Source organism: Vogesella indigofera, from assembly GCF_028548395.1.
GTDB classification, from domain to species: Bacteria; Pseudomonadota; Gammaproteobacteria; order Burkholderiales; family Chromobacteriaceae; genus Vogesella; species Vogesella indigofera_A.
The window spans coordinates 322,043-344,411 of the sequence record NZ_JAQQLA010000001.1; the positions used below are offsets into that span (position 1 = coordinate 322,043).

Sequence of the window (22,369 nt, forward strand, 5' to 3'; positions counted from 1 at the left end):
GCCACCGCCGTGCACCAATATTCATGAAATACGCTTGACAGATCAAGATTCGATATCTACAATGCGCAGCCTGAGTCGGAGAGGTGGCAGAGTGGTCGAATGTACCTGACTCGAAATCAGGCGTACGTGCGAGCGTACCGAGGGTTCGAATCCCTCCCTCTCCGCCAGACCAGCATCTAAGCCCTTGAGCAATCAAGGGCTTTTTTGTTTTGCCCTTCTCAGGAAACGCCGGTTTCCGTCCCTGATTCCATTCTGCAAAATCTACAAATGTTCTACAAAAACCGTTTGTGGCCACCTTTCAAGGCTTTGATTTTCAAGAAAATGTTCGCTGAAAATCAGTCAGGAGCATGCATCAGGCACAGACAGCGAGAAAAATCAATGCTTTGCATGCACCCAATCACTCGCCCTTAAGTTCTTATCAGTCATGCCAATGCGCTATCATGGCAGCTATCGGCCACAAGCGGCCATTTCGGTTGGTGCTCCTGAGCAGTCAGACTGTGATGTCAAGGCTCAGCGGTTCGTTAATGATCAGCTTTTCGCTCGCAGGTGAATCGTCTAAACCCTGTTAGCCATCTTCAAAATGCGTATACCCAGAGCCGTTCTTTCGTTGGCCTTCGGCATAGTCGCCACGGTCGCCAATGCCAGCCCATGCCAAGAGTCCAAGTTGGAAGCGTTGGCTGAAACACATCCGGAGTGTAGGTTCTACAAGGGTACAAGCTACTTTAGGGCCAAAGAGTACTCGAGCGCACTTGATCAATGGCAGGCGCTCGTGGATCTACAAGACATCCCTAAGGAACTTGAGTACCTACGGGTCGATGCCCAGAACAACCTGGGCTTCCTCTACTTCATGGGCTGGGGTGTGAAGCAGAACAAGGAGCGGGCCATTCAGCAGTACTGGCTGCCTGCTGAAAAAGCCGGGCACGAGGAGGCTGCCTATCACCTTTGTCACACGTATGCTATAGAGAGTCCCGAACTCGCCCTCGGCTACTGCCGTGAAGCGCTTCGTCGCTATGACAGGATCGGTCGGACCGACGGTGACACTAACGAAATCATCGCTCAGATTCGACAACTAATCTCGTGGCTTGAGGAGAGGTGATGCCTAACCAATGCCGGCTCCTGGCCGGGGTACCTTGCACCAGCCTACGGCTGCACTCGACCAAGAGCGGATAGTCGATAACTATGCTGGATAGCGGACAAGCAAAGGTTCTGCGACCGTGTTCCACCCAAATTTTTAACAATATACTGACGGAGCTTTCAGTTTATTAACTGCTAGGCATGGATACCCAGTCTTCATTCCCATTCTTCATGCCCACAGATTCTCGTCCGTTGAGCACTCAGGAGCGAGTTATTGTGGAGCGGCTTATTCGCGAACTGTCACCAAGGTTTTCGGGGCAAGTAGATGCGCTCAACGTAGTAGGCCGATGCGGTTGTGGCATTTGTCCAACTGTCTTTTTTCAAGCCTACGAGGCCGGCGACACCGAGACAGACATTGCGACTATGGCAGGAAGAGATAGCTCCGGAGGGCTAGTTGCAGTTGTGCTGCTTGAGAAAGCTGGAGCGCTTTCACAGCTTGAGTTCTACTCCATAGATGGGCATGACCCTTGGGGGCTTCCGATTGCGGAGACATTGGGGCCGTTGTAACACCATGGCTAGCTCCCCGTTCCTGAACGCCTGCTTCTTGAAGCCGCCAAATACAGCTTAGTGTCGACTACTGCCATGGGGTTGTTGACCGCAGCCGGTCAGAAGCAGCCATTTGGCGCACGTCGTGATTAGCGGGCGTCACAGTATGCAGGGATAATAATTCAATGAAGTACAAACACATTAATGCCATGCTTCACAACTTTGGCCACTCCTTCGTAAGCTCCATGAATTACATCGATGACGAATACATCATTGACGTGTTGACCGAGCTGGCCTTTCAAGCTCCTAGGCATGAACTCGAAATTAATTTCTCTACGGGTCACATTTCACCGCCTGGTGAATATCCGGTGAGGCTCTACAAGTCTATTGGTTACTGGAAAGAATGGTTACCCAAGCACATGGAGCATCACAGAATCAATCCCTCTGCATTGTCAGAGGTGCATCTCAGATTTCGTCTGGTAAGAGATGGTCGCGAAGTTATTGTTGCCACGTCTGATGACAGGGGCAAGAACTACAAGGTGTTTGTACATGGCTAATGCCTAGATCATTTTGAATCCAATTGTTAGTGGTCCGCTTTCCTTGTAGGTAAACGTCTGCTTGGGGGCGCAAGCTGCCGACAGAAGATTCTCGGCCGATACGGCCTCCACTACAGAAGGCATGCCCACCCTTCTACAAAAAACAGCCACACCCTAGCAAAATAAGGCTGTAACGGCTTATTACAAAGCATTTTTGTAGAAGAAAAAATCGGATAAGCTACTGAAAATATTGAATTTGCCACCTAACTCGAAATCAGGCGTACGTGCGAGCGTACCGAGGGTTCGAATCCCTCCCTCTCCGCCAGACCAGCATCTAAGCCCTTGAGCAATCAAGGGCTTTTTTGTTTTTCTGGGGAGGCTGCGGCTGTCGCCGCGATAATCGCCTGCCAGAATCCCTTCTTTGCCTTCTGAGCAATCACGCCGTGCCGCCCGCGCAAGGCGCTGAATTCAATGGAGGTTACCCGCTGTCGGCCAGTCGGTCGGCACCCGGGTTAAGCGCTCCGGTGCGCGTAATGCGCTCTCCAAAAAACCATCTGAAGATCGACCCAGTGACGAGATAAGCACTGTCGGGGCTGCTTTCCGGAAAGAAACAGCCTTCTTCCTTCTGCTTCGCCTGACTGCGTGATGCCCAACGCGCCGCCTGCGTAGGTCAGGGGAACGTGTTTGGCAGCTAGCTGCTGCGCGCCAGCCACAACGTCGCCAGCAGTGCGCAGACGGCGTGGCTCCATGCCAGCCAGCGCAGTGCGCTGGCGGTGTCCTGTGGCGAGCGCCAGCTGATGATGAAGGGGCGACGGTCGGTGGGGCGTTGTAGGTGATGACTGAGCGGGATGGCGGCCAGTGCGCGGTGGTTGCGGCCAACCTCGCCGTGGGCGGTTTGGCGGGCGCGTTCCCACTCCTCGCTGCTGAGCGTGCCGTCGCCGTCCTTATCGAAACGGCGCAGCAGTTGCGCCGGATCCTGTTTCCATTCGTTCAGCGTCAGCTGCAGGTCGTCGCGAAAGGCCTGCCGGTCCGGTTGGCCGCCGAGGCTGCGCAGCTCGCCCAGCGTGTACAGCGGGTCGCCGATGGCGATCCAGCGCTCGCTCAGCACGTCGTCGCCGTCGTGCCAGCTGCGCTGGTGGCGGGTCTCGATGCTGGCGCCGGCCGGCTGCACGATGATCTCGCCGCGACGGTCCAGCAGCCGGAACGAGTCGTCGCTGCGCAGGCGTTCGCTGCGTCGCGGGCCTTGCTGGCGACCGTTGGGGCGCCGCTCCGCCTGGTACCACACGCAGCGCATGCCGCCAAACGGTGTCACCAGCGGCGGGCCGTCCAGCGCCGCCGCCTCGCCAAAACATTCGCAATAACCCTGCGCCGCCGCCTGCGAGGTGGTGGTCGGGGTGTCGGCCACGTGGCGGTACTGGCGGTAGAAGTACAGCCACAGTGCCACGCCGAACAGGGCGCCGGCCGCCGGCAGCAGCCGCGGCGGCAGTTCTTCTAGTTGCCAGGCCAGCAGGGGCAGCAACAGGTAGGGCAGCAGCGAGGCGTAGCGCTGTTGCAGCGCCGCGAGCAGGCTCATGGTGGGGTGGCTCAGCGTTCGAACTGCGCCTTAACGTCGACGTCGCGTTTTTCCGCTTCGGCAAAACGCAGCGCGCGCGCAGTGCGGAAGCCGAACAGGTTGGCGACGAACACGTCGGGGAATTGCTCGATGCGCACGTTGTTGTTGTTGACCGCTTCGTTGTAGAGTTCGCGGCGATCGGCAATGCCGTCTTCCAGCTGGCTGATACGCTGTGCCAGGTGGCGGAACTGCACGTCGGCCTTCAGTTCCGGATAGGCTTCGGCTACCGCGAAAATCTGGCCGAGCAGGCCGCGCAGCTGGCCTTCCAGTTCGCCGATGCGGCCAACGTTGCCGGCGCGGGCGGCCTCCGACATCGCGGCGCGCGCTTCCATTACCTGCGTCAGGGTGTCCTGCTCGAACTGGCCGTAGTGGCGGCAGATATCGACCAGCTTGGGGATCTCGTCGTGGCGCTGTTTCAGCAGCACGTCGATATTGGCCCAGCTCTTGCTGACCTCGTGCTTCAGGCGCACCAGGCCGTTGTAGAGCAGGATGCCGTAGAAAAGCAGCACCACGAATGCAGAAACGAACAGGAAAAATGGCATGAGCGGGTGTCCTTTGAAATTCGATGCCATCGTCACCGCAGCGCTGGCGGGTGTCAAGAAAGGGGCGAGATGACTTCTCTCAATATTGTCGGTGGCGGGCGTCTGGGCAAGAGCGTGGCGCGGCTGGCGCACGATAGCGGCCGCTACCGCATCGGCGCGCTGCTGTGCCGCAGTCAGGCGTCGGCGCTGGCGGCGCGTGACTTTGTCGGCGCCGGCGTGGCGCTGACGACGCTGGCGGACTTGCCGGCGGCCGACATCACTCTGCTGGCGGTGCCGGACGGCGAGATTGCCGGTGTGGCCGCCGCGCTGGCGACGGCGGGGGTGATTGCCGCCGGCAGCGTGGTGTGTCACGCCAGCGGTGTCGGCGAGGCGGCCTTGCTGGCGCCACTGGCGGCGCAGGGCATGCACTGCGCCAGCCTGCATCCGGCGTTTTCCTTTGCCGATCCGGCGCGCGCGGTGGCCGGCTTTGCCGGTACCCGCTGTGCGCTGGAGGGCGACGCGGCGGCATTGCCGTTGTTGCAAAGGTTGGCCGCAGACATCGGCGGCGTGCCCTTCGTGCTGGCTCCGGGCGGCAAGGCGGCCTACCACGCCGCGCTGTCGATTGCCTCGAATTACCTGGTGACACTGCATGATCTGGCGGCGCGGGTGGCGGCACAGGCCGGCATGACGGACGACATCGCCGCCGCGGTGCTGGGCGGGCTGATGCGGCAGACGCTGGACAACACTCTGGCGCTGGGGCCAGCGGCGGCGCTGACCGGCCCCATCGCGCGTGGCGATGCCGGCACCGTGGCGCGCCACCGGCAGGTGTTGTTGGCGACGGACGACGCACTGTACTGCGCACTGGGCGTGGCGACGGCAAGGTTGGCCGCAGCGCGGCTGGATGAATCAGCCCAAGCGGCGTTGTGTCAGGTGCTGCAAGCCGGATTCAGCGCGGCGTGAGTGGTGTGGTGACAGAGTCGGATGGTGCCTGGCGATAACCCTGGCGTAACAGGCTGGCGATCAGCCACTGCACTCCCTTGCGCGCCACCCAGATATTGCGTGCCAAGTACGGCAGGCAGACGAGTGGAAGCTCCACCGGGCGGCTGGCCAGCAGCAGCCCGGCAAAGGCGAACTCGGACAGCAGCAGCCAGCGCGCGTGCCAGCTCAGCCCTTCGCTCAACGCCCACAGCGTGGGCGTGATTACGGCAAGCCAGTTGAAGCCGCTGCCCACCTGACGCTCGGGCAGGGTGGGGTGGTAGAAGCGGAGGTGTGCGCTGGCGGCCACGCTTGCTGCCTTAGCTGGCGTGAATCACGAAAATCGCCGGGCGCTTGTGGAAGTCCGGCGTCTGTTTCGGCCAGTCCTTCACCAGCCGGCTGACGATGGTCTGCGTCGGCGCGGTCAGGTCGGCGGCCACGCACAGGCGGGTGGCCGGTGCCAGCGTCTCGAGCAGCTGTTGCAGCAGCGCGTTGTTGCGGTACGGCGTCTCGATGAACAGCTGGGTTTCGTTGTTCTGTTTGGATCGCAGTTCCAGCGCCTTGATCGCTTTGGCGCGCTCGGCGGCGTCCACCGGCAGGTAGCCGTGGAAGGCGAAGCACTGGCCGTTGGCGCCGCTGGCCATCATCGCCAGCAGGATCGACGACGGCCCGATCAGTGGCTCCACGCGATAGCCTTTCTCGTGCGCCAGTGCCACCAGCTGCGCGCCGGGGTCGGCCACCGCCGGGCAGCCGGCTTCCGATACCAGTCCCACGTCTTGGCCGGCGGCCAACGGTGCCAGCAGCGCGGCGACTTCCGCCGGCTTGGTGTGCTCGTTCAGCGTGTTCATCACCAGCTCGCGGATCGGCGTGCTCACACCGAGCTGCTTCAGGTGCTTGCGCGCGGTCTTTTCCGCTTCCACCACGAAATGACTGATGTGGGTGACGCGGGCGCGCTCGCCCTCCGGTAGCCACGGAGTGTCGCCATCGCCCAGCGGGGTGGGGATCAGGTACAGGGTGCCGGCCATCACAGGATCTCCACTCCTTCGTTCTGCAACATGGTCACCAACGCGAATAGCGGCACGCCGATCAGCGCGTTGGGGTCGTCGGCTTCCACCTTTTGCAGTAGCGCGCCGCCCAGCGTTTCGCTCTTGGCGCTGCCGGCGCAGTTGAGCGCGTCCGGCTCGCGCGTCAGGTAGTTGCGGATCTGCTGTTCGGTCAGCTGGCGCAGGGTGACTTTAGTGATGCCGACGTCTTCCTGGATGTGGCCGCTCTTGCTGTTATAAACCGCCAGTGCCGAGTGGAACACCACGGTGCGGCCGCTCATCCACTTGAGCATCGCCACGCCGTTTTCGAGACTACCGGGCTTGCCGATCTGCTGACCGTCAAGCAGTGCCACCTGGTCGCCGCCGATGATTAGCGCCTCCGGGAAGCGTTCCGCCAGCGACATCGCCTTGCTGCGCGCCAGGCGCACGGCGGTGTCGAGTGCGGTTTCGCCCGCAAGCGGGGTTTCGTCGCACACCGGCGCCACGGCGGTGACCGGCAGGCCGAGGCGTTCCACGATTTCGCGGCGGTAGGGAGAGGTAGAGGCAAGCACGATCTGCATATCGGTCATCCGTGGTAAAGAGGGTGCAGGCTGCCTGTTGCATCAATGGCTTGTTGCCGCCGCTGCCGCAGTCAGTATGCTGGTTTGTTTTGACAAAGTGATGGCGCTGATAATATCATGCCGGGTTTATGTCTAACCCGATTTTGATTGATCCGCTCGCGTTTGCCCGCGATGGCGCTTCGTTGCAAAACGAACGGCCGGTTGCGACGCTCGCCGAGCGCGTACATGAGCTGCTGGCATCCGATGCTGGCGTGGTGAAATTCGAGGTGGAAGGTTTTCAGGACCGTCTGCTGCGACCTTCGCTGCGTTACCGTCTGTCTGCCACGCTCAGCGTTGAATGTCAGCGTTGCCTGACGCCGATGCCGTTCGAACTGGAAGCAGGGGGTGTGATTACTCTGTTCTCCCGCGAGGACAAGCTGGAAGCAGCGGTAGAGGCCGATGACGAACTGGACGCCATTCTGGCGGAAGAAACTTTCGACGTTATCGCACTGATCGAAGACGAAATTATCATGGGCTTGCCGCTGTCGTTGATGCACGACGACTGCGACACGGATGAACTGAAGCGCGCCAAGGCTGACAAGCCTAATCCGTTTGCGGTATTGGCGGTGTTGAAGCAATCCAAGTCCTGAACGTTTAACTTGAATCCTTAGGAGTCGACCATGGCTGTTCAACAGAACAAAAAGTCCCCGTCCAAGCGTGGCATGCACCGCGCACACGATTTTCTGACCGCTCCGTCGCTCGCTAAAGAGCCGACTACCGGTGAAACCCACCTGCGTCACCACATCAGCCCGAACGGCTTCTACCGTGGTCGCCAGGTTGTGAAGGCCAAGGGCGAGTAATCGCTCCTTACTATTATCCTTACCTTCATAACAACAGGTAGGTTAACTACCGTGTCACGTTGATGACTATCACCGTAGCGGTCGATGCAATGGGCGGTGACGTTGGCCTCAAGGTCACTGTCCCTGCATCTGTCCAGTTCCTTAGCGACACTCCCGATGTCAATCTTGTACTGGTGGGCGATCAGGCGGCAATCGAAGCCGAGCTGATGGCACTGCCCGATTCCGTGCGCGCGCGCATCACGGTTCGTCATGCCTCCGAAGTGGTGGGGATGGACGAGTCGCCGCAGCTGGCACTGAAGAACAAGAAAGACTCGTCGATGCGGGTGTCGATCAATTTGGTCAAAGAAGGCCTGGCGCAGGCAGCGGTTTCCGCAGGGAACACCGGCGCGCTGATGGCGACGGCCAAATTTGTCCTGAAAACCATTCCCGGTATTGACCGCCCCGCCATCGCCAAGATGATGCCCGGCGTCAAGGGCAATACCTGCGTGCTGGATCTGGGTGCCAACATCGATTGCTCGCCGGAGCAGTTGTTGCAGTTTGGTATCATGGGGTCAGAACTGGTGGCCAGCCTCGAACACCGGACGAATCCAAGCGTCGGCTTGTTGAATATCGGCTCCGAGGATATCAAGGGCACCGAGTCGATCAAGCGGGCGGCAGAGCTGCTGCGCGAATCCGGCCTGAATTTCTACGGTAACGTCGAAGGCAACGACATCTTCAAATCGACGGTAGATGTGGTAGTCTGCGACGGATTTACCGGTAATGTTGCGCTGAAAGCCTCCGAGGGGTTGGCGCACATGATTTCTACATTCCTGCGCGAAGAGTTTGCCCGCACGTGGTGGACCAAGCTGTGCGCCCTGGCCGCGATGCCGGTGCTCAAGCTGTTCAAGGCCCGTGTGGATCCCCGTCGTTACAATGGCGCCAGTTTTCTGGGGCTGCGGGGCATCGTGGTGAAAAGCCACGGCGGTACTGACGCGCTGGGGTTTCGTATCGCGCTGGAGCAGGCTTGCGAGGAAGTTCGCGCCAACGTGATTGGTCACATTGCAGACCGGGTTGCCGTTCAATTACAAAATATCAAGCAATCCGAGTCAGAAGCTAAAGACAGCGCATGACCTATTCCCGCATTCTCGGTACCGGCAGCTATCTGCCGGAACTACTGATGACGAATGCGATGTTGGCTGAACGTGTCGAAACCAGTGACGAGTGGATTGTCTCTCGCACTGGTATTCGTGCGCGCCACATCGCCGCCGATGACCAGAAGACCAGTGACCTGGCCTATCTGGCGTCGCTCAAGGCTATTGAAAGCGCCGGTATCGAGGCCAGCGAGCTGGACCTGATCATCGTCGCCACCACCACGCCGGACATGGTGTTCCCCAGTACCGCCTGCATCCTGCAGGAAAAGCTCGGCGTGCCGGGCATTCCTGCGTTTGACGTACAGGCCGTGTGCGCCGGCTTCATGTACGCGCTGGTCACCGCCAACAACTACATCAAGGTCGGCATGGCCAAGAAGGTGCTGGTGGTCGGTGCCGAGCTGATGAGCCGTATCCTGGACTGGGATGACCGCCGTACCTGCGTGCTGTTTGGCGATGGCGCTGGCGCCATGGTGCTGGAGGCATCGGACGAACCGGGCTTGCTGCACGCCAAGCTGGCCGCCGACGGTCGCTATCAGGGCATCCTGAATACCCCGGCACAGATCGCCGGCGGCAAGATCCAGGGCATGCCTTACCTGCACATGGATGGCCCGGCCGTGTTCAAGTTCGCGGTCAAGGCACTGTCCGACATCGCGGAAAAGACGCTGGACGAAGCCGGCGTGGCGCAAGCCGATGTCGACTGGCTAGTGCCGCACCAGGCCAACCTGCGCATCATCGAATCCACTGCCAAGCATCTGAAACTGTCGATGGACAAGGTGATTGTTACCTTGCCGGAACAGGGCAATACCTCGGCGGCCTCCATTCCACTGGCGTTTGACTGCGCGGTGCGCGATGGTCGCATCCAGCGTGGCCAGACCGTGCTGCTGGAAGGCATCGGTGGCGGCTTTGCCTGGGGCGCGGTGCTGCTGCGCTTCTAAGGTGCTGTGCGCGGCAGGGGAGCACCTGTCGCGCCTTGCGCTGTGAAACTGTCAAAACATCGTCCAGCTGCAGTGAACTGCGGCGATCATACGAGCGTTTGACAGTTTCTTTTGCATAAATCGCAGCAAGCGGTCATCATTCACCCCGTTTCAAAAGGAGACCCCGAGATGGCGTTTGCCTTTCTTTTTCCCGGCCAGGGCTCGCAGAGCCTGAAAATGATGGACGGCTTTGCCGACCTGCCGGTAGTAAAACAGACATTTGACGAAGCCTCGGCCGCCCTTGGTGAAGACCTGTGGGCCATGCTGCAGGCGGAGACGCCGGAGGCGATCAACGCCACGGTCAATACCCAGCCGCTGATGCTGGCCGCCGGTGTTGCGACCTATCGCGCCTGGCTGGCGCAAGGCGGTGCCTTGCCGGTTGCCCTCGCCGGGCACAGCCTAGGCGAGTACAGCGCGCTGGTGGCTGCCGGGGCGCTAGATTTTGCCGACGCGGTGAAGCTGGTGCGCCTGCGCGCCGAAGCGATGCAGGATGCGGTACCGGCCGGTGAGGGCGCGATGGCTGCGATCCTTAACCTGTCCGACGACGACATCCGCGCCGCCTGTGCCGAAGCGGCGCAGGGTGAAGTGGTGGAGCCGGTGAATTTCAATTCCCCGGGGCAGGTAGTGATTGCCGGTAACAAGGCTGCGGTAGAGCGCGCGATGGAGCTGTGCAAGGCCAAAGGCGCCAAGCGCGCGCTGCCATTGCCGGTATCGGTGCCGTCGCACTGCTCGCTGATGAAGCCTGCCGCCGACAAGCTGGCCGCGGCACTGGCCACGATCCAGATCAACTCGCCGCAGATTCCGGTGCTGCATAATGCCGACGTTGCCGCCTATGACGACGCCGACCAGATCCGCGACGCGCTGACGCGTCAGCTGTATCGCCCGGTGCGCTGGACCGAAACCATCCAGCAGCTGGCTACTGGTGGCATCGTGCTGATGGCCGAATGCGGTCCGGGCAAGGTGCTGGCCGGTCTTGCCAAGCGTATCGATGGCAACGTGAACTGCCACGCGCTGACCGATGCCGCCAAGCTGGAAGCCGCTCGCGCCGAGCTGGGATGAACACGCCAGGGGTGGCCGCATGTGGCCGGCCGGGCAGGAGAGAGACTAATGAGTTTGCAAGGTAAAGTTGCGCTGGTTACCGGCGCCTCGCGCGGCATTGGTGCTGCCATCGCCGATACCTTGGCCGCCGCCGGCGCCAAGGTGATCGGTACTGCCACCTCCGAAGGCGGCGCTGCCGCCATCGGCGAGCGCCTGGCGCAGTGGGGCGGTGTCGGCATGGTGCTGAACGTCGGAGAAGACGGTGCCATCGACGCACTGGTCGACACCATCAGCAAGGAGTACGGCGATGTGGCGATTCTGGTGAACAACGCCGGCATCACCCGCGACGGCCTGCTGATGCGCATGAAGGACGAAGACTGGGACGCGATCATGGATACCAACCTGAAGTCGGTATTCAAGGCGTCCAAGGCCGTGATGCGCGGCATGATGAAGGCACGCTGGGGCCGCATCATCAACATCGCCTCGGTAGTCGGCGCGATGGGCAACGCCGGTCAGGCCAACTATGCCGCCGCCAAGGCCGGCATCATGGGCTTCACCAAGTCGATGGCGCGCGAAGTCGGTAGCCGCGGCATTACCGTGAACTGCGTGGCACCGGGCTTCATCGATACCGACATGACCCGCGCGCTGCCGGAAGCGCAGCGTGAGGCGTTGGTACAACAGATTGCACTGGGTCGCCTGGGCGCGGCACAGGACATCGCCGATGCCGTGGATTTCCTCGCATCTAACCGCGCGGCTTACGTGACAGGCCAGACCCTGCACGTGAACGGCGGCATGCTGATGCCGTAAGCGGCAACGGCAACGAATAGTTTTGTGGTTTTTGCCAGTGCAGCATGAACATGCTGGCGGGTCAAAAGCCGGACTGACTGCCGATTCGTGGCCAATATCATGGCAATGATGTGACTGCGGTAGGCTTGGGCAGGTTTTTTTTGTAGAATGGCGGGGTTTTGTTGTCCCGTACACAGAAAGGTAAAGGATTTAAACAAATGGAAAACATCGAAGCGCGCGTTAAAAAGATCGTTGCCGAGCAACTGGGCGTGAACGAAGCCGAAGTTAAAATCGACTCTTCGTTTGTTGACGATCTGGGCGCCGACTCCCTGGATACCGTTGAACTGGTAATGGCACTGGAAGAAGAGTTCGAGTGCGAAATCCCGGATGAAGAAGCCGAGAAGATCACCACCGTTCAGCAAGCAGTAGACTACGTTACGGCTCACCTGAACAAGTAATCCCCCCGGGGCTTACCAGGACCTCTGCCGGTGTAGCCTAGGCTCGCCTGCAGAGGTCTTTTGCTGTAGTGGCTCTGAAACGTGCGTTTGATTTAATGGTTCGCCATTAAGCGCCGTCCGTTCAGGACTATCGGGAGATTCCCTCCCTTTTTTCGCGGAGATACCCTGTGTCAAAACGCAGAGTAGTAGTGACCGGCCTGGGCCATGTGTCCCCGGTCGGCAACGATGTGAGCAGTGGCTGGGCCAATCTCCTGGCCGGCAAGAGTGGTATCACCACCATTACCCGCTTCGATGCCAGTGATATTGCCTGCCAGGTTGCGGGCGAAGTCAAAGGCTTCGACATTACCCAGTATATTTCGGCGAAAGACGCGCGCCGTATGGATGTGTTCATCCATTACGGCATCGCGGCTGCGCTGCAGGCGGTGGCTGATTCCGGCCTCGACGACGTACCGGGCCTGGACAAGACCCGCGTTGGCGTGAACATCGGTTCCGGTATCGGTGGCCTGCCGCTGATCGAGGAAACCGGCGTTGCCCGCCACGAAGGCGGCATCCGCAAGATCGGCCCGTTCTTCATCCCCGGCTCGCTGATCAACATGGTTGCCGGTCACGTATCCATTCTCAAGGGCTATCAGGGTCCGAGCTATGGCATCGTGTCGGCCTGCACCACCGGTGCGCACTGCATTGGCGACGCCGCGCGCGTGATCCAGTACGGTGACGCCGACGTGATGGTGGCCGGTGGCGCCGAAGGCACCATCTCCAGCCTGGCGGTGGGCGGTTTTGCCGCGATGAAGGCACTGTCGACCCGCAACGACGATCCGGCGACCGCTTCGCGGCCGTGGGACAAGGGCCGTGACGGCTTCGTGATGGGCGAGGGCGCCGGGGTGCTGGTACTGGAAGAGTACGAGCACGCGGTAAAGCGTGGCGCCAAGATCTACGCCGAGCTGGTTGGCTTTGGCATGAGCTCCGACGCGCACCACATCACCGCGCCGAGCGCGGAAGGCCCGGCCCGCGGCGTGCTGAACGCACTGCGTGACGCCAAGCTGAATCCCGAAGACGTGCACTACGTCAACGCGCACGGCACCTCCACGCCGCTGGGCGATGCCAACGAAACCAACGCGCTGAAGATCGCGTTTGGCGACCACGCCAAGAAGCTGGTAGTGAACTCCACCAAGTCGATGACCGGCCACCTGTTGGGCGGAGCCGGTGGTGTGGAAGCGATCTACTCGATTCTGGCGGTGCACAACCAGGTCTCGCCACCGACCATCAACCTGCACGATCAGGACATCGAAGGCGGCTGCGATCTGGACTACTGCGCCAATACCGCGCGCGATATGAAAATCGACGTGGCGATCTCCAACTCCTTCGGGTTTGGCGGTACCAACGGCACGCTGGTATTCAAGCGCGTGTAAGCCACGCCAAACGGTGTCGAAACCGTTGACAGCCAAGACCGCTGCGATAAACTCGCGCGGTCTTTTCTTTTTGCGGCCAACATGACGTTGCTGTTGCCGCAAGATGGCGGGTCGTGCCGGCAGTCGCAGCCGCGCTGGCAAGGCATGGCAGCGGATGTATAGTCCTATTAGGTGGTTGGTGGCGAGGAACAAGCGCCGCCGTCCGCGCCCAGCCAGCCGCCCCACCATCCTTGCCGCAACCGAACCTCAGGCCCTGCTGCCATGCACTGTGAACTGCTGAGTTTTACCCCCGATCTGCTGGCCTTGCACGCCCACGATCGCGCCCGTTTCCCGTACCTGATGCAGTCGTCGGGTGACAGCGGCTGGGACATCCTGATGGCCCTGCCGCAGCACACCCGTGTCTATCGCGAAGGCGAGGGCGCGTTGTTCCTCGACGACGTGCGCGCGCTGCCGCTGCCGCAGGCGGTGGCCAATCCGCACCGGCTGCCGTTCAGCGGCGGCTGGTTTGTCTATCTCGGTTACGACCTGCTGTCCGAGTTCGAGCCCAGCGTGCCGCAGGCAATCAGCGACAGCTTCCCGCTGGCGGTGCTCAGCCGCATTCCCGCCGCGCTGCTCTACGACCGCGTGAAGCGGGAAAGCTGGCTGCTGGCAGAAACGCCGGCGCAGCTGGACACGCTGAAACAGGCGCTGGTGGAGTCGGAGCCGTTTGCGGCCAACCCTGTGGTACTGCAGGAGCTGGAAGAAGACCCGCCGCACTGGTACACCGACGCGGTGGTCAAGCTCAAGGACTACATCTACGAAGGCGATGTGTTCCAGGTCAACATCTCGCGCGGCTGGCGCGCCACGCTGGCGGAGGACGTGCGTCCGGTGGACCTGTACGCTGCGTTGCGTCGTGCCAACCCGGCGCCGTTCTCGGCACTGGCCGATTTCGGTGACGCGCACATCGTCAGCTCATCGCCGGAGCGCTTGGTGCGTGTGCACGACGGCTGGGTCGACACCCGCCCCATCGCCGGCACCCATCCGCGCTCGCCCGATGCCGCCGAGGACTCCGCGCTGAAGCAGCGGCTGATCTCCAGCATCAAGGAGCGCGCCGAGCACGTGATGCTGATCGACCTGGAACGCAACGACCTGGGCCGCATCTGCCAGCCCGGCAGTGTGGAGGTCAACGAGCTGATGGCGGTGGCCAGCTACGCCTACGTGCACCACATCGAGTCCAATGTCCGTGGCCGCATCCGTGACGGTGTCAATACCGTCGACGTGTTCCGCGCTCTGTTCCCCGGCGGCACCATCACCGGCTGCCCGAAGGTGCGCACCATGCAGATCATCCGCGAGCTGGAAAACAGCGCGCGCCGCGCCTACACCGGCAGCCTCGGCTACCTCAACCGCGACGGCACGCTGGACCTCAACATCCTGATCCGGACCTTCATGCAGCAGGGGCAGCAGCTGCGCTTCCGCGCCGGCGGCGGCATCGTCGCCGATTCCGACCCGCAGCGTGAACTGCAGGAAACCCGCCACAAGGCGCGCGGCCTGCTGCGTGCGCTGGGCGTGGAGCAGGCCTGATGCTGGTCAACGGCCAGCCCGGCGACAGCATCAGTGCCGGCGACCGCGGCCTAGCCTACGGCGATGGCATCTACCGCACGCTGGAAGCCCGGCATGGTACGCCGCTGCTGTGGCACTGGCAGTGGCAAAGGTTGGCCGCAGACTGCACCGCGCTGCGCCTGCCGTGCCCGGACGAGGCGCTGCTGCTGCGCGAGATCGCCAGCGTTACGGCCAAGCTTGAACGTGCAGTGGTCAAGATCGTGCTCACCCGCGGCGTCGGCCAACGCGGCTATGCAATGCCGGCAGCGTGCATGCCGACGCGCATCGTCAGCGCCAGCACTTGGGCGGGTTACCCGGCCGAGCGCGCGGCACTGGGCATCGCCGCCCGCTGGTGCGACACGCGGCTGGCAATCCAGCCGAGTCTGGCCGGCATCAAGCACCTCAATCGCCTGGAAAACGTGCTGGCGCGCAGCGAATGGACGGACCCGGCCATCGCCGAAGGGCTGATGCTGGACATGGACGGCACGGTGGTGGAGGGCATCATGAGCAACCTGTTCATCGTGCGTGCCGGCGAGCTGATCACCCCGCTGCTGGACCGCTGCGGCGTGTCCGGCGCCATGCGCGCCTGCGTGATCGACACGGCGGCCAACCTCGGCCTGCACGTGCGCGAGGTGCGGCTGTCACCGGATGAGGTCATGGCCGCGGACGAAGCCTTCGTCTGCAACAGCCTGGCCGGCATCTGGCCGCTGCGGCAGCTGGCAGAGCGGCAGTGGCAGCCCGGCGCGCTGACCCGTCGCCTGCAGCAGCTGATCTGAGCTATCGCCGGCGGCTAGCGCTGGCCGGCACCCACCATTCCCCTGAACTGAGCCTTGCCTCACGGCTGTTCACCGCCATGCCCTTGGTGATACGGACTCAGTGCCATCCCGCCAGTGTGCGCCACGCCAGCAGCAGCGCAAAGCCGATCAGCAGCACGCCGCAGGCCTTGTCGACCAGCAGCTGCCCGCGTGCGCCCAGCCGCGATAGCAGCCGGCCGCCACCGTAGGCCAGCAGCAGCCACCACAGCGCCGAGCCGGCAAACACGCCCACCACCATCAGCACGCTGTCGGCCAGCGATGGCGTGCGCGCGCCGGCCAGTCCGGCGAAGATGGCGATGAAGGACAGGATGGTCATCGGGTTGGTCAGCGTCAGCGCCAGCGCGCTGCTGTAGGCGCGCGGTAGGCTGTGCGCACCGGCGGCACGGGCGGCGTGGCTGGCCGCGTCGCGGCGCAGGGTGGCGATGCCCAGATACAGCAGCAGCACGCAGCCGGCCAGCGCCAGCGGTGTCGCCAGCCGCGTCAGCAGCGCGATCAGCGTGCCGAGGCCGGCGGCACCGATCGCGGCGTAGATGGCGTCGGCGGTGGCGGCGCCCAGCCCGGTGACAAAGCCGGTGGCCGCGCCCTGGCGCAGCGTGCGCTCGATGCACAACAAACCCACCGGCCCGACCGGCGCGGCAATCGCCAGCCCGATGAGGGCTGCTTCGACAAATAAATAGCTGCTTTGCATGGCGTCTGGCTCCTCGATGTGATGCCCTAGTGTGCGACGGCGCCGCCGCGCGCGCCATGAGCTATCTTCGCCAGAATGCGATGTCGGGTTTATATTCTTAGGCCAAACAGCAGAAAGGCTTGCAAATGGAAGTGGATGGCAAATCGTGGCTGATCCTGCAGGCGTTGCAGGACAATGCGCGGCAATCGCTGACCGAACTGGCGCAGACGGTAGGGCTGTCCGTGCCGGCGGTATCGGAGCGGGTGAAACGGCTGGAAGAGGCGGGGGTGATCAGTGGCTACCATGCCGTGGTGGCGCCGCTGAAGGCCGGCTTTGCGCTGTCGGCGCTGGTCGGCATCACCGTGCCGCAGCCGGCGAAGAAGATGCTGCTGGAAAGGTTGGCCGCAATGGCGGAGGTGCAGGAGTGTCACCATGTGACCGGCGTCGACTCCTACGTCTTTCGCGTGCTGGCGCGCGACGTGTCACATCTGGAGCTGCTGGTATCGCGGCTGAACGATCTGGGCGAAACGCGCACCAGCATCATCCTGTCCACACCGCTCAGTAACCGCCCGGTGCTGCCGCCGCGTTAAGGGGGAGCAGGTGATCTTTCCTAGGAGGATGGATGCCTGCTATCAACCCGAAGCTGCCCGATGCTTATGTGGAGTTAGAGCACGGTTCCTCGGCCAAGACGGACTCTTCCCACGTGAATAAAAATGGCTGCTTTTTAACTGAAAGCAGCCATTCCTTATTGTTTCCCTCGTAAACCATTGTAGTAAGGCTTACACCTCAGATCCGGTGCGCTGGCGGTCCTCCAAAACTGCTCCAAATGCGCACCAGACCGCTACCAATGGACCTGATTGTGACCGTTACCGGATGGTAAGAAGCGTACCGACCATGGGGGCATATCAGAGAGGGGTAGTGGTGAATACGATTACCAATTAGACCACTCTCTGTGGTGATTAAGATCAGCCTTGGCTACGCACCAATGCCCGCCTCGTTACAATGGACTGATACAGCGTGGCGGCAGCCTGTTGAGCGGCGGCATCCTCATCGGCGCCGATTGGTTTCAGCCTCACGCCGTCCCGTCCCTCGACGTAGAGCGGGCCTCCGATATCATCGTCGTAGTTTGAACCATCTTCGTGGAAAGCCCGATATTCATCTTTGGAAAGATCGGTGCCTAGAAGTTTGGCAAGGTAGAACCAGGTCCAGCACTGTGGTTGGTCGCCTATATCATAGGTTTCGATCAGTTCGCGCATGGCAACGGTGTTACCTTGCTCTGAGGCTTTCGTTTTCCATCGCCAAGCATGCATGTGTAAACCGAGATTCTCAGCAATATCCGCCGCGCGGGTTGCGTCAACGCTTTCGGAGTAGGTACTCAATTTCTCGAAGAAGGACGGGTCGTCAAAACGCTCCGCCATTTCGAGTAAGGCTGCTTCATGGGCCTGTGCGCCTGCCGCGCGCAAGTGGTGTTCGTACTTTTCTGAATCACTGAGCATGGCTGCATATGATTCTGCCCATTCCTTTTGGACGCCGGAAAGTACTCGGCCGTTACGCTCTTCGTTGTACCAATAGTCGCTACCCATTCTAGTTTTATTGTCGGGGTCATAGGACGAACCGTAGATGAGCGCTAGAGCATAGTGGGCGTCAGCATTGCCCTTTTCCGCAACATCTGTCAGTCCATCTAGCAAGACGGGGGTGACGATAAACTCGAAATCCGGCCACGAACTATCGATATCTTCTTCAGCATCTTCCGCATCATCATCAAACTCATCGAGTTCAAGATCATCCACTCTGCTGGTTTCATACACTCCGTAGGTTTCATATTGTAGATACGCTACGATATCTGCAATGCGGATGACGCCGATATCTTGATCTGCGAGATAGTTCGAGAGGGTCGGAACAAGCTTGAGCGCAGTTTCCGGTGGGTAGTCGAGTTCTAGGCAGCGGCGCCCGGCCGATTCAGCATACTTGGTCGAGTGGCGGCTAGGGACTCCACCTTGCGTGAAAATGTGCTTAGCACATAAGGATGCGTAGGAATTGAAACCGAAGGCGGCGGCCAGTAGTTCGTAAACGTGGCTGCGCTTGAAGATGGTACCGGTTTGGGCTTGAAGATGTTGCTGCGTTTCGAATGCCAGTTGCTTGATCGTCATGATCAACCTTTCCTGTAAACCTCATCGATTCGGGTCAGGTGCACGCGTTTAAGTCCCCGACGACGAGGCTCAAAAGAGAAGGTCTATTTGGATATGACGGTCGTTGCTGTATTGCCTGTTTTTACTCGCGTGCAAGTAGGGTGGGCACCTGCGGTCATTCTAGCGGCAGAGGTGTGAGACAGTCTACATCCTTGTCGAGTAATACGAGCGGCTGATGTTGGAGGCTGCCCCCGGAGAGGGGGGGACATCGCGTACGTGCTGGCTGATGCCAGCTGGTTCACGATTGGTGGTGCGATTCACAGCTTTGGCCGACGACGCGCCCCAAAACGATGCGGCCAACCTTTCCCAAGGTTGGCCGCATCGTTTTCAAGACAGCAGGCAGGTTATTGCAGCCGTTGTCGCAGCCAGCGGCTGAAGCTTTCCACCCCCCACGACAGCAGCAGCATGGCCAGGATCAGCGTGGCGGCGTTGGACAGCTGGAACAGCGACAGCGCCAGATACAGCTGCTGGCCGAGGCCGCCGGCACCGACCAGGCCCAGGATGGCGGCGATGCGGATATTGTTTTCCCAGCGGTACAGGGTGTAGGCCAGCCACTGCGGCAGCGCCTGCGGCAGCAGGCCGTAGCACAGGCAGGCGAGGCGGCCGGCGCCGCTGTGGCGCAGTGCGGCTTCCGCGTCCGGCGGCGTGTTTTCCAGCGTCTGCGCGAACAGCCGGCCCAGCACGCCGCTGGTGTGCACCGCCAGTGCCAGTACGCCGGCGGCTGGGCCGAGGCCGAGCGCCAGCACCGCCAGCGCGCCCCACAGCAGATCCGGCGTGCCGCGCAGGAAATTGAGCAGCAGTTGCACCGGCGGGCGCAGCCAGCGCGGGCCGCGGTTGCTGGCCGGCAACGCCAGCAGCGCGCCGCCGATGAAGGCCAGCGCGCTGCCCAGTGCCGATACCAGCAGCGTTTCCAGCACGCCGCTGCCGACCTGGACGAGGAAGTCGCCGCGCAAGGTTGGCCGCAGGAATTCCTGGGCGAAGCGCCACAGCCCGGCGACATCGAACGGTGCCTCGCGCCATTGTGGCCACAGCCACAGCAGCGACAGTGTCAGCAGCAACAGCGTGCCGGCGGCCAGCGCGGCGCCACCGGCGCGGCTGTGGATGGCGGCGCGGCTGACACGGCTGACGCCTTCGGTCAGCGCCACCAGCGCGGCGAACAGCAGCAGCAGGCTGCCGACTTCGCCGCCGTTCAGCATCCGCATCGAGGTATCCAGCAGCAGGCCGAGGCCGCCGGCGCCGACAAAGCCCATCACCGCCGAGGCGCGGATCGCGCATTCCCAGCGGTAGACGCTGTAGCTGATCAGCTCGGTCGCCGCCTGCGGCAGCAGCGCGTAGCCGAAGATGGCCAGCCGCGACGCCCCGCTGGCGGCCAGTGCCGCCGCGGCCTGCGGCGGCTGCGATTCCAGGATTTCGGCGTAGACCTTGCCCAGCATGCCGCCGTAGGCCAGCCCCAGCGCCAGCACCGCCGGCAGGCTGCCCAGTCCGGCGGCGCGCACCAGCAACAGCGCCCACACCAGGTCCGGCACGCCGCGCAGCACGATCAGCACGCCGCGCAGCAGGCGTTGCAGCCATTGCCAGCCGCGGGCCGGCGCGTCGCCGCACAGGCGGTCGCGGTCCAGCGCGCGGCTGGTCAACAGCGCCAGCGGCAGGCCGAGCAACACCGCCAGCGCGAGGCCACTGCTGGCAATCGCCAGCGTGGTGGCGGTTTCGCGCAGCATGTCGCGCAGGAAGGTGCCGTCACGGCTGGGCGGGAAGAAGTCAGCGACAAAGCGCCACAGCGTGCCGGCGGTGTCGCCATCGGCCAGCAGCAGCGGGTTGAAGCCGGTGTAGGCCATCGCCGCCAGCAGCAACAGCGGCGTGGCGAAGAGGCCGGCCAGCCGCGATGCGCGGGCCGGGTCGTGCAGGCTGCTTAGCATGGTGCGATCCGGATGCCGCTGCCGAGTGCCGGCTCGTCGGCGGTGGCCGGCTGTTCGCCGGCGTACAGCGCCGCCAGCAGCGGCGGGGTGACCTCGGCGCGCGGCAGGTCGAAGGCGATGCGGCCGTCACGCAGGCCGATCAGGCGCGGGAAGTGGGCCAGCGCCAGCTCGACCGAGTGCAGGCTGACCAGCAGTGTGGCGTGGCGCTGGCGCGCATCGGCGCACAGCAACGCAACGGTGTCGTCGGCCAGGCGCGGGTCGAGCGCCGACACCGGCTCGTCGGCCAGCAGCAGTTCCGGGCGCTGGTACAGCACGCGGGCGATGCCGACGCGCTGGCGCTGGCCGCCGGACAGGCGGTCGCAGCGCTGCCACAACTTGTCGCCCAGCTGCACCCGTTGCAGCGCGTCGCGGATGGCGGCGACATCCTGCGGCCACAGCAGGCGGCGCAGTGCGGCCAACGTTGATAGCTGCCCCAGCTGGCCGGCGCCGATCGCGGTGACCACCCGCTGCAGCGCCGGCAGCGGCGGATGCTGGTACACGCTGCCGATGCGGCTGCGCAGCCGGCGCAGTGCCGGCGCGCGTAGCTGCCACGGATCCTGCCCCAGTAGCTGTACGCTGCCACCGTCGGGACGGTGGCAGCTATTGGCCAGCAGCAGCAGCGACGATTTGCCGGCGCCGGACGGGCCGATCAGCGCCACCTGCTCGCCCTGCGCCAGTTGCAGCGACAGCGGCTGCAGGATGCGGCTGCCGCCCAGGCTCAGGCTGGCCGCGTCAAAACGCAGACTCATTGCAGCAGACCGGCTTCCTTGGCGGCGGCTTCGATGCCCTTGTAGTTGGCGGCCTTGGTCGGGATGAACTTGCTGGCGCGTTGCAGATCGAGAATGGCCTTGTGCTCGGGGTTGGCCGCGTTCAGCTTCAGGAACGCCTGCTGGATTTTCTGCTGCAGGCCCTTGTCCAGCGTGCCGCGCACCGTCCAGTTGTAGTCGAAGTACGGCGGGGTGGTGCCCAGCAGCTTGACCTTGCTCTGGTCGACCTTGCCGGCCTCGACCAGCTTGTCCCACACCGAGGCGTTCAGCACGCCGGCGTCGACCTTGCCGGAGGCCACCCAGGCCACGGTGGCGTCATGCGCGCCGGAGTAGCCGACGCTCTTGAAGAAGGTTTCCGGCTTGATGTGCTGCTTTTGCAGGAAGTAGCGCGGCATCAGGTGGCCGGAGGTGGACGAGGCGGAGCCGAAGGCAAAGCTCTTGCCCTTCAGCTGCTGCAGCTTGCTGATGCCGCTGTCGGCGTTGACGATGTATTTGGAGGTGAAGCGCGAGTCTTCCTCGCGCTGCACCAACGGCACCACCTTGCCGCGCTGGCTGGCCTGCACGAAGGTGAAGCCGCCCAGCCACGCCATGTCGATCTGGTCGGCGTTGAGCGCGGTGACCACCGCGGCGTAGTCGCTGACCGGCACGAACTGCACCTTCATGCCCAGCTCTTTTTCCAGGTACTGGCCCAGCGGCGCAAACTTGCGCTGCAGCTCTGTCGGGGCTTCGTCGGGAATGGCGGAGACTTTCAGCAGCGCTTCGGCGTGGGACAGGGCTGCGGCGGCCAGCAGCAGGCCTGCCACGGACAGTTTGGCAATGTTCATGAGCGGATCATCCTTCGGGTTGGGCGGACAACAGGCCGCCACCATCAAAAAAGCAGTCACGCGGACTGCTCGG

Annotated in this window: 24 protein-coding genes and 1 tRNA gene; 15 read left to right on the top strand and 10 right to left on the bottom strand. The window is 62.5% G+C overall.

The features are described 5' to 3' along the window. The first annotated feature begins 77 nt into the window (after nucleotides 1-77). The 3 genes from PQU89_RS01615 to PQU89_RS01625 all read left to right on the top strand — a co-directional run bounded on the left by PQU89_RS01615 (nucleotide 78) and on the right by PQU89_RS01625 (nucleotide 2,177). A tRNA-Ser gene (locus PQU89_RS01615) sits at nucleotides 78-167 on the top strand. 497 nt (nucleotides 168-664) lie between these two features. Continuing rightward, on the top strand, nucleotides 665-1,096 hold the full coding sequence (locus PQU89_RS01620; RefSeq protein ID WP_272764309.1) for an SEL1-like repeat protein: 432 nt from the start codon (nucleotides 665-667) through the stop codon (nucleotides 1,094-1,096). A 709-nt stretch (nucleotides 1,097-1,805) separates the two neighbouring features. After that, nucleotides 1,806-2,177, top strand: coding sequence for a hypothetical protein (locus tag PQU89_RS01625; RefSeq protein ID WP_272764310.1), 372 nt, complete (start codon nucleotides 1,806-1,808; stop codon nucleotides 2,175-2,177). A gap of 670 nt (nucleotides 2,178-2,847) precedes the next feature. Here the strand turns inward: PQU89_RS01625 and PQU89_RS01630 are convergent. Together PQU89_RS01630 and PQU89_RS01635 are read right to left on the bottom strand one after the other, a co-directional pair. Then, the gene (locus PQU89_RS01630) at nucleotides 2,848-3,729 is read right to left on the bottom strand and encodes an EF-hand domain-containing protein (RefSeq protein ID WP_272764311.1); all 882 of its coding nucleotides are present in this window, start codon (nucleotides 3,727-3,729) and stop codon (nucleotides 2,848-2,850) included. An 11-nt stretch (nucleotides 3,730-3,740) separates the two neighbouring features. Beyond that, on the bottom strand, nucleotides 3,741-4,310 hold the full coding sequence (locus PQU89_RS01635; protein WP_272764312.1) for a LemA family protein: 570 nt from the start codon (nucleotides 4,308-4,310) through the stop codon (nucleotides 3,741-3,743). A 69-nt stretch (nucleotides 4,311-4,379) separates the two neighbouring features. Here PQU89_RS01635 and PQU89_RS01640 point away from each other — a divergent pair, with 69 nt between their 5' ends. Further along, nucleotides 4,380-5,249, top strand: coding sequence for a Rossmann-like and DUF2520 domain-containing protein (locus tag PQU89_RS01640; RefSeq protein WP_272764313.1), 870 nt, complete (start codon nucleotides 4,380-4,382; stop codon nucleotides 5,247-5,249). Here PQU89_RS01640 and PQU89_RS01645 read toward each other — a convergent pair. From PQU89_RS01645 to PQU89_RS01655, 3 genes are read right to left on the bottom strand one after another with little or no spacing between them, the layout of a single operon-like run. Beyond that, complete coding sequence (locus PQU89_RS01645; RefSeq protein ID WP_272764314.1) at nucleotides 5,236-5,574, bottom strand: hypothetical protein; 339 nt, start codon at nucleotides 5,572-5,574, stop codon at nucleotides 5,236-5,238. The two genes, PQU89_RS01640 and PQU89_RS01645, sit on opposite strands and share 14 nt — an antisense overlap. A 10-nt stretch (nucleotides 5,575-5,584) precedes the next feature. Next, nucleotides 5,585-6,289 carry an SAM-dependent methyltransferase gene (locus PQU89_RS01650; RefSeq protein WP_272764315.1) on the bottom strand — a complete coding sequence of 235 codons (705 nt, stop codon included), beginning with the start codon at nucleotides 6,287-6,289 and terminating at the stop codon, nucleotides 5,585-5,587. Continuing rightward, nucleotides 6,289-6,867 (bottom strand): Maf family protein, encoded by a 579-nt coding sequence (locus PQU89_RS01655; protein ID WP_272764316.1) that lies wholly within the window; start codon nucleotides 6,865-6,867, stop codon nucleotides 6,289-6,291. Before PQU89_RS01655 ends, PQU89_RS01650 begins: the two co-directional genes overlap by 1 nt. 128 nt (nucleotides 6,868-6,995) lie before the next feature. Between PQU89_RS01655 and PQU89_RS01660 the strand changes: the two genes are divergently transcribed. The 10 genes from PQU89_RS01660 (at nucleotide 6,996) to pabC (ending at nucleotide 15,855) form a co-directional block, all read left to right on the top strand. After that, the gene (locus PQU89_RS01660) at nucleotides 6,996-7,496 is read left to right on the top strand and encodes a YceD family protein (protein WP_272764317.1); all 501 of its coding nucleotides are present in this window, start codon (nucleotides 6,996-6,998) and stop codon (nucleotides 7,494-7,496) included. 30 nt (nucleotides 7,497-7,526) lie between these two features. Next, entirely contained in the window at nucleotides 7,527-7,706 is a 180-nt protein-coding gene (rpmF, locus tag PQU89_RS01665; RefSeq protein WP_017509929.1) for a 50S ribosomal protein L32, read from the top strand. A gap of 62 nt (nucleotides 7,707-7,768) precedes the next feature. Further along, nucleotides 7,769-8,815: a phosphate acyltransferase PlsX gene (plsX, locus tag PQU89_RS01670; protein ID WP_272764318.1), complete on the top strand. Its 1,047-nt coding sequence runs from the start codon at nucleotides 7,769-7,771 to the stop codon at nucleotides 8,813-8,815. Then, complete coding sequence (locus PQU89_RS01675) at nucleotides 8,812-9,771, top strand: beta-ketoacyl-ACP synthase III (protein WP_272764319.1); 960 nt, start codon at nucleotides 8,812-8,814, stop codon at nucleotides 9,769-9,771. Before plsX ends, PQU89_RS01675 begins: the two co-directional genes overlap by 4 nt. Nucleotides 9,772-9,939: 168 nt before the next feature. Next, the gene (fabD, locus tag PQU89_RS01680) at nucleotides 9,940-10,869 is read left to right on the top strand and encodes an ACP S-malonyltransferase (protein ID WP_272764320.1); all 930 of its coding nucleotides are present in this window, start codon (nucleotides 9,940-9,942) and stop codon (nucleotides 10,867-10,869) included. A gap of 48 nt (nucleotides 10,870-10,917) precedes the next feature. Further along, on the top strand, nucleotides 10,918-11,655 hold the full coding sequence (fabG, locus tag PQU89_RS01685) for a 3-oxoacyl-ACP reductase FabG (RefSeq protein ID WP_272764321.1): 738 nt from the start codon (nucleotides 10,918-10,920) through the stop codon (nucleotides 11,653-11,655). 197 nt (nucleotides 11,656-11,852) lie between these two features. Further along, nucleotides 11,853-12,092, top strand: a complete 240-nt coding sequence (acpP, locus tag PQU89_RS01690; protein WP_047965576.1) for an acyl carrier protein — start codon at nucleotides 11,853-11,855, stop codon at nucleotides 12,090-12,092. A 167-nt stretch (nucleotides 12,093-12,259) separates the two neighbouring features. After that, nucleotides 12,260-13,501: a beta-ketoacyl-ACP synthase II gene (fabF, locus tag PQU89_RS01695; protein WP_120810710.1), complete on the top strand. Its 1,242-nt coding sequence runs from the start codon at nucleotides 12,260-12,262 to the stop codon at nucleotides 13,499-13,501. Between the two features lie 261 nt (nucleotides 13,502-13,762). After that, on the top strand, nucleotides 13,763-15,061 hold the full coding sequence (locus tag PQU89_RS01700) for an aminodeoxychorismate synthase component I (RefSeq protein WP_272764322.1): 1,299 nt from the start codon (nucleotides 13,763-13,765) through the stop codon (nucleotides 15,059-15,061). Beyond that, nucleotides 15,061-15,855 carry an aminodeoxychorismate lyase gene (pabC, locus tag PQU89_RS01705; protein WP_272764323.1) on the top strand — a complete coding sequence of 265 codons (795 nt, stop codon included), beginning with the start codon at nucleotides 15,061-15,063 and terminating at the stop codon, nucleotides 15,853-15,855. Before PQU89_RS01700 ends, pabC begins: the two co-directional genes overlap by 1 nt. A gap of 97 nt (nucleotides 15,856-15,952) precedes the next feature. Here the strand turns inward: pabC and PQU89_RS01710 are convergent, their stop codons facing one another. Further along, a complete protein-coding gene (locus PQU89_RS01710) occupies nucleotides 15,953-16,582 on the bottom strand; it encodes a LysE family translocator (protein ID WP_272764324.1) in 630 nt (209 codons plus the stop codon). 125 nt (nucleotides 16,583-16,707) lie between these two features. Here PQU89_RS01710 and PQU89_RS01715 point away from each other — a divergent pair, with 125 nt between their 5' ends. Then, complete coding sequence (locus PQU89_RS01715) at nucleotides 16,708-17,151, top strand: Lrp/AsnC family transcriptional regulator (RefSeq protein ID WP_272764325.1); 444 nt, start codon at nucleotides 16,708-16,710, stop codon at nucleotides 17,149-17,151. Between the two features lie 375 nt (nucleotides 17,152-17,526). Here PQU89_RS01715 and PQU89_RS01720 read toward each other — a convergent pair whose 3' ends face one another. The 4 genes from PQU89_RS01720 to PQU89_RS01735 form a co-directional block, all read right to left on the bottom strand. Further along, nucleotides 17,527-18,711, bottom strand: a complete 1,185-nt coding sequence (locus PQU89_RS01720; RefSeq protein ID WP_272764326.1) for a hypothetical protein — start codon at nucleotides 18,709-18,711, stop codon at nucleotides 17,527-17,529. A gap of 383 nt (nucleotides 18,712-19,094) precedes the next feature. Beyond that, nucleotides 19,095-20,666 (bottom strand): PhnE/PtxC family ABC transporter permease, encoded by a 1,572-nt coding sequence (locus tag PQU89_RS01725; protein WP_272764327.1) that lies wholly within the window; start codon nucleotides 20,664-20,666, stop codon nucleotides 19,095-19,097. Further along, a complete protein-coding gene (locus PQU89_RS01730; protein WP_272764328.1) occupies nucleotides 20,660-21,454 on the bottom strand; it encodes a phosphonate ABC transporter ATP-binding protein in 795 nt (264 codons plus the stop codon). The genes PQU89_RS01725 and PQU89_RS01730 overlap by 7 nt, the downstream gene beginning before the upstream one ends. After that, on the bottom strand, nucleotides 21,451-22,296 hold the full coding sequence (locus tag PQU89_RS01735) for a putative selenate ABC transporter substrate-binding protein (protein WP_272764329.1): 846 nt from the start codon (nucleotides 22,294-22,296) through the stop codon (nucleotides 21,451-21,453). Before PQU89_RS01735 ends, PQU89_RS01730 begins: the two co-directional genes overlap by 4 nt. Between the last annotated feature and the right edge of the window lie 73 nt (nucleotides 22,297-22,369).

Excerpts from the sequence above, each read along its gene's own strand:
- PQU89_RS01625 (WP_272764310.1), top strand. The coding sequence starts at position 1,806 with ATGAAGTACAAACACATTAATGCCATGCTTCACAACTTTGGCCACTCC.
- PQU89_RS01630 (WP_272764311.1), bottom strand. The coding sequence starts at position 3,729 with ATGAGCCTGCTCGCGGCGCTGCAACAGCGCTACGCCTCGCTGCTGCCC.
- PQU89_RS01635 (WP_272764312.1), bottom strand. The coding sequence starts at position 4,310 with ATGCCATTTTTCCTGTTCGTTTCTGCATTCGTGGTGCTGCTTTTCTAC.
- PQU89_RS01640 (WP_272764313.1), top strand. The coding sequence starts at position 4,380 with ATGACTTCTCTCAATATTGTCGGTGGCGGGCGTCTGGGCAAGAGCGTG.
- PQU89_RS01650 (WP_272764315.1), bottom strand. The coding sequence starts at position 6,289 with ATGGCCGGCACCCTGTACCTGATCCCCACCCCGCTGGGCGATGGCGAC.
- PQU89_RS01655 (WP_272764316.1), bottom strand. The coding sequence starts at position 6,867 with ATGCAGATCGTGCTTGCCTCTACCTCTCCCTACCGCCGCGAAATCGTG.
- PQU89_RS01660 (WP_272764317.1), top strand. The coding sequence starts at position 6,996 with ATGTCTAACCCGATTTTGATTGATCCGCTCGCGTTTGCCCGCGATGGC.
- rpmF (WP_017509929.1), top strand. The coding sequence starts at position 7,527 with ATGGCTGTTCAACAGAACAAAAAGTCCCCGTCCAAGCGTGGCATGCAC.
- plsX (WP_272764318.1), top strand. The coding sequence starts at position 7,769 with ATGACTATCACCGTAGCGGTCGATGCAATGGGCGGTGACGTTGGCCTC.
- PQU89_RS01675 (WP_272764319.1), top strand. The coding sequence starts at position 8,812 with ATGACCTATTCCCGCATTCTCGGTACCGGCAGCTATCTGCCGGAACTA.
- fabD (WP_272764320.1), top strand. The coding sequence starts at position 9,940 with ATGGCGTTTGCCTTTCTTTTTCCCGGCCAGGGCTCGCAGAGCCTGAAA.
- fabG (WP_272764321.1), top strand. The coding sequence starts at position 10,918 with ATGAGTTTGCAAGGTAAAGTTGCGCTGGTTACCGGCGCCTCGCGCGGC.
- acpP (WP_047965576.1), top strand. The coding sequence starts at position 11,853 with ATGGAAAACATCGAAGCGCGCGTTAAAAAGATCGTTGCCGAGCAACTG.
- PQU89_RS01700 (WP_272764322.1), top strand. The coding sequence starts at position 13,763 with ATGCACTGTGAACTGCTGAGTTTTACCCCCGATCTGCTGGCCTTGCAC.
- pabC (WP_272764323.1), top strand. The coding sequence starts at position 15,061 with ATGCTGGTCAACGGCCAGCCCGGCGACAGCATCAGTGCCGGCGACCGC.
- PQU89_RS01710 (WP_272764324.1), bottom strand. The coding sequence starts at position 16,582 with ATGCAAAGCAGCTATTTATTTGTCGAAGCAGCCCTCATCGGGCTGGCG.
- PQU89_RS01715 (WP_272764325.1), top strand. The coding sequence starts at position 16,708 with ATGGAAGTGGATGGCAAATCGTGGCTGATCCTGCAGGCGTTGCAGGAC.
- PQU89_RS01720 (WP_272764326.1), bottom strand. The coding sequence starts at position 18,711 with ATGACGATCAAGCAACTGGCATTCGAAACGCAGCAACATCTTCAAGCC.
- PQU89_RS01725 (WP_272764327.1), bottom strand. The coding sequence starts at position 20,666 with ATGCTAAGCAGCCTGCACGACCCGGCCCGCGCATCGCGGCTGGCCGGC.
- PQU89_RS01730 (WP_272764328.1), bottom strand. The coding sequence starts at position 21,454 with ATGAGTCTGCGTTTTGACGCGGCCAGCCTGAGCCTGGGCGGCAGCCGC.
- PQU89_RS01735 (WP_272764329.1), bottom strand. The coding sequence starts at position 22,296 with ATGAACATTGCCAAACTGTCCGTGGCAGGCCTGCTGCTGGCCGCCGCA.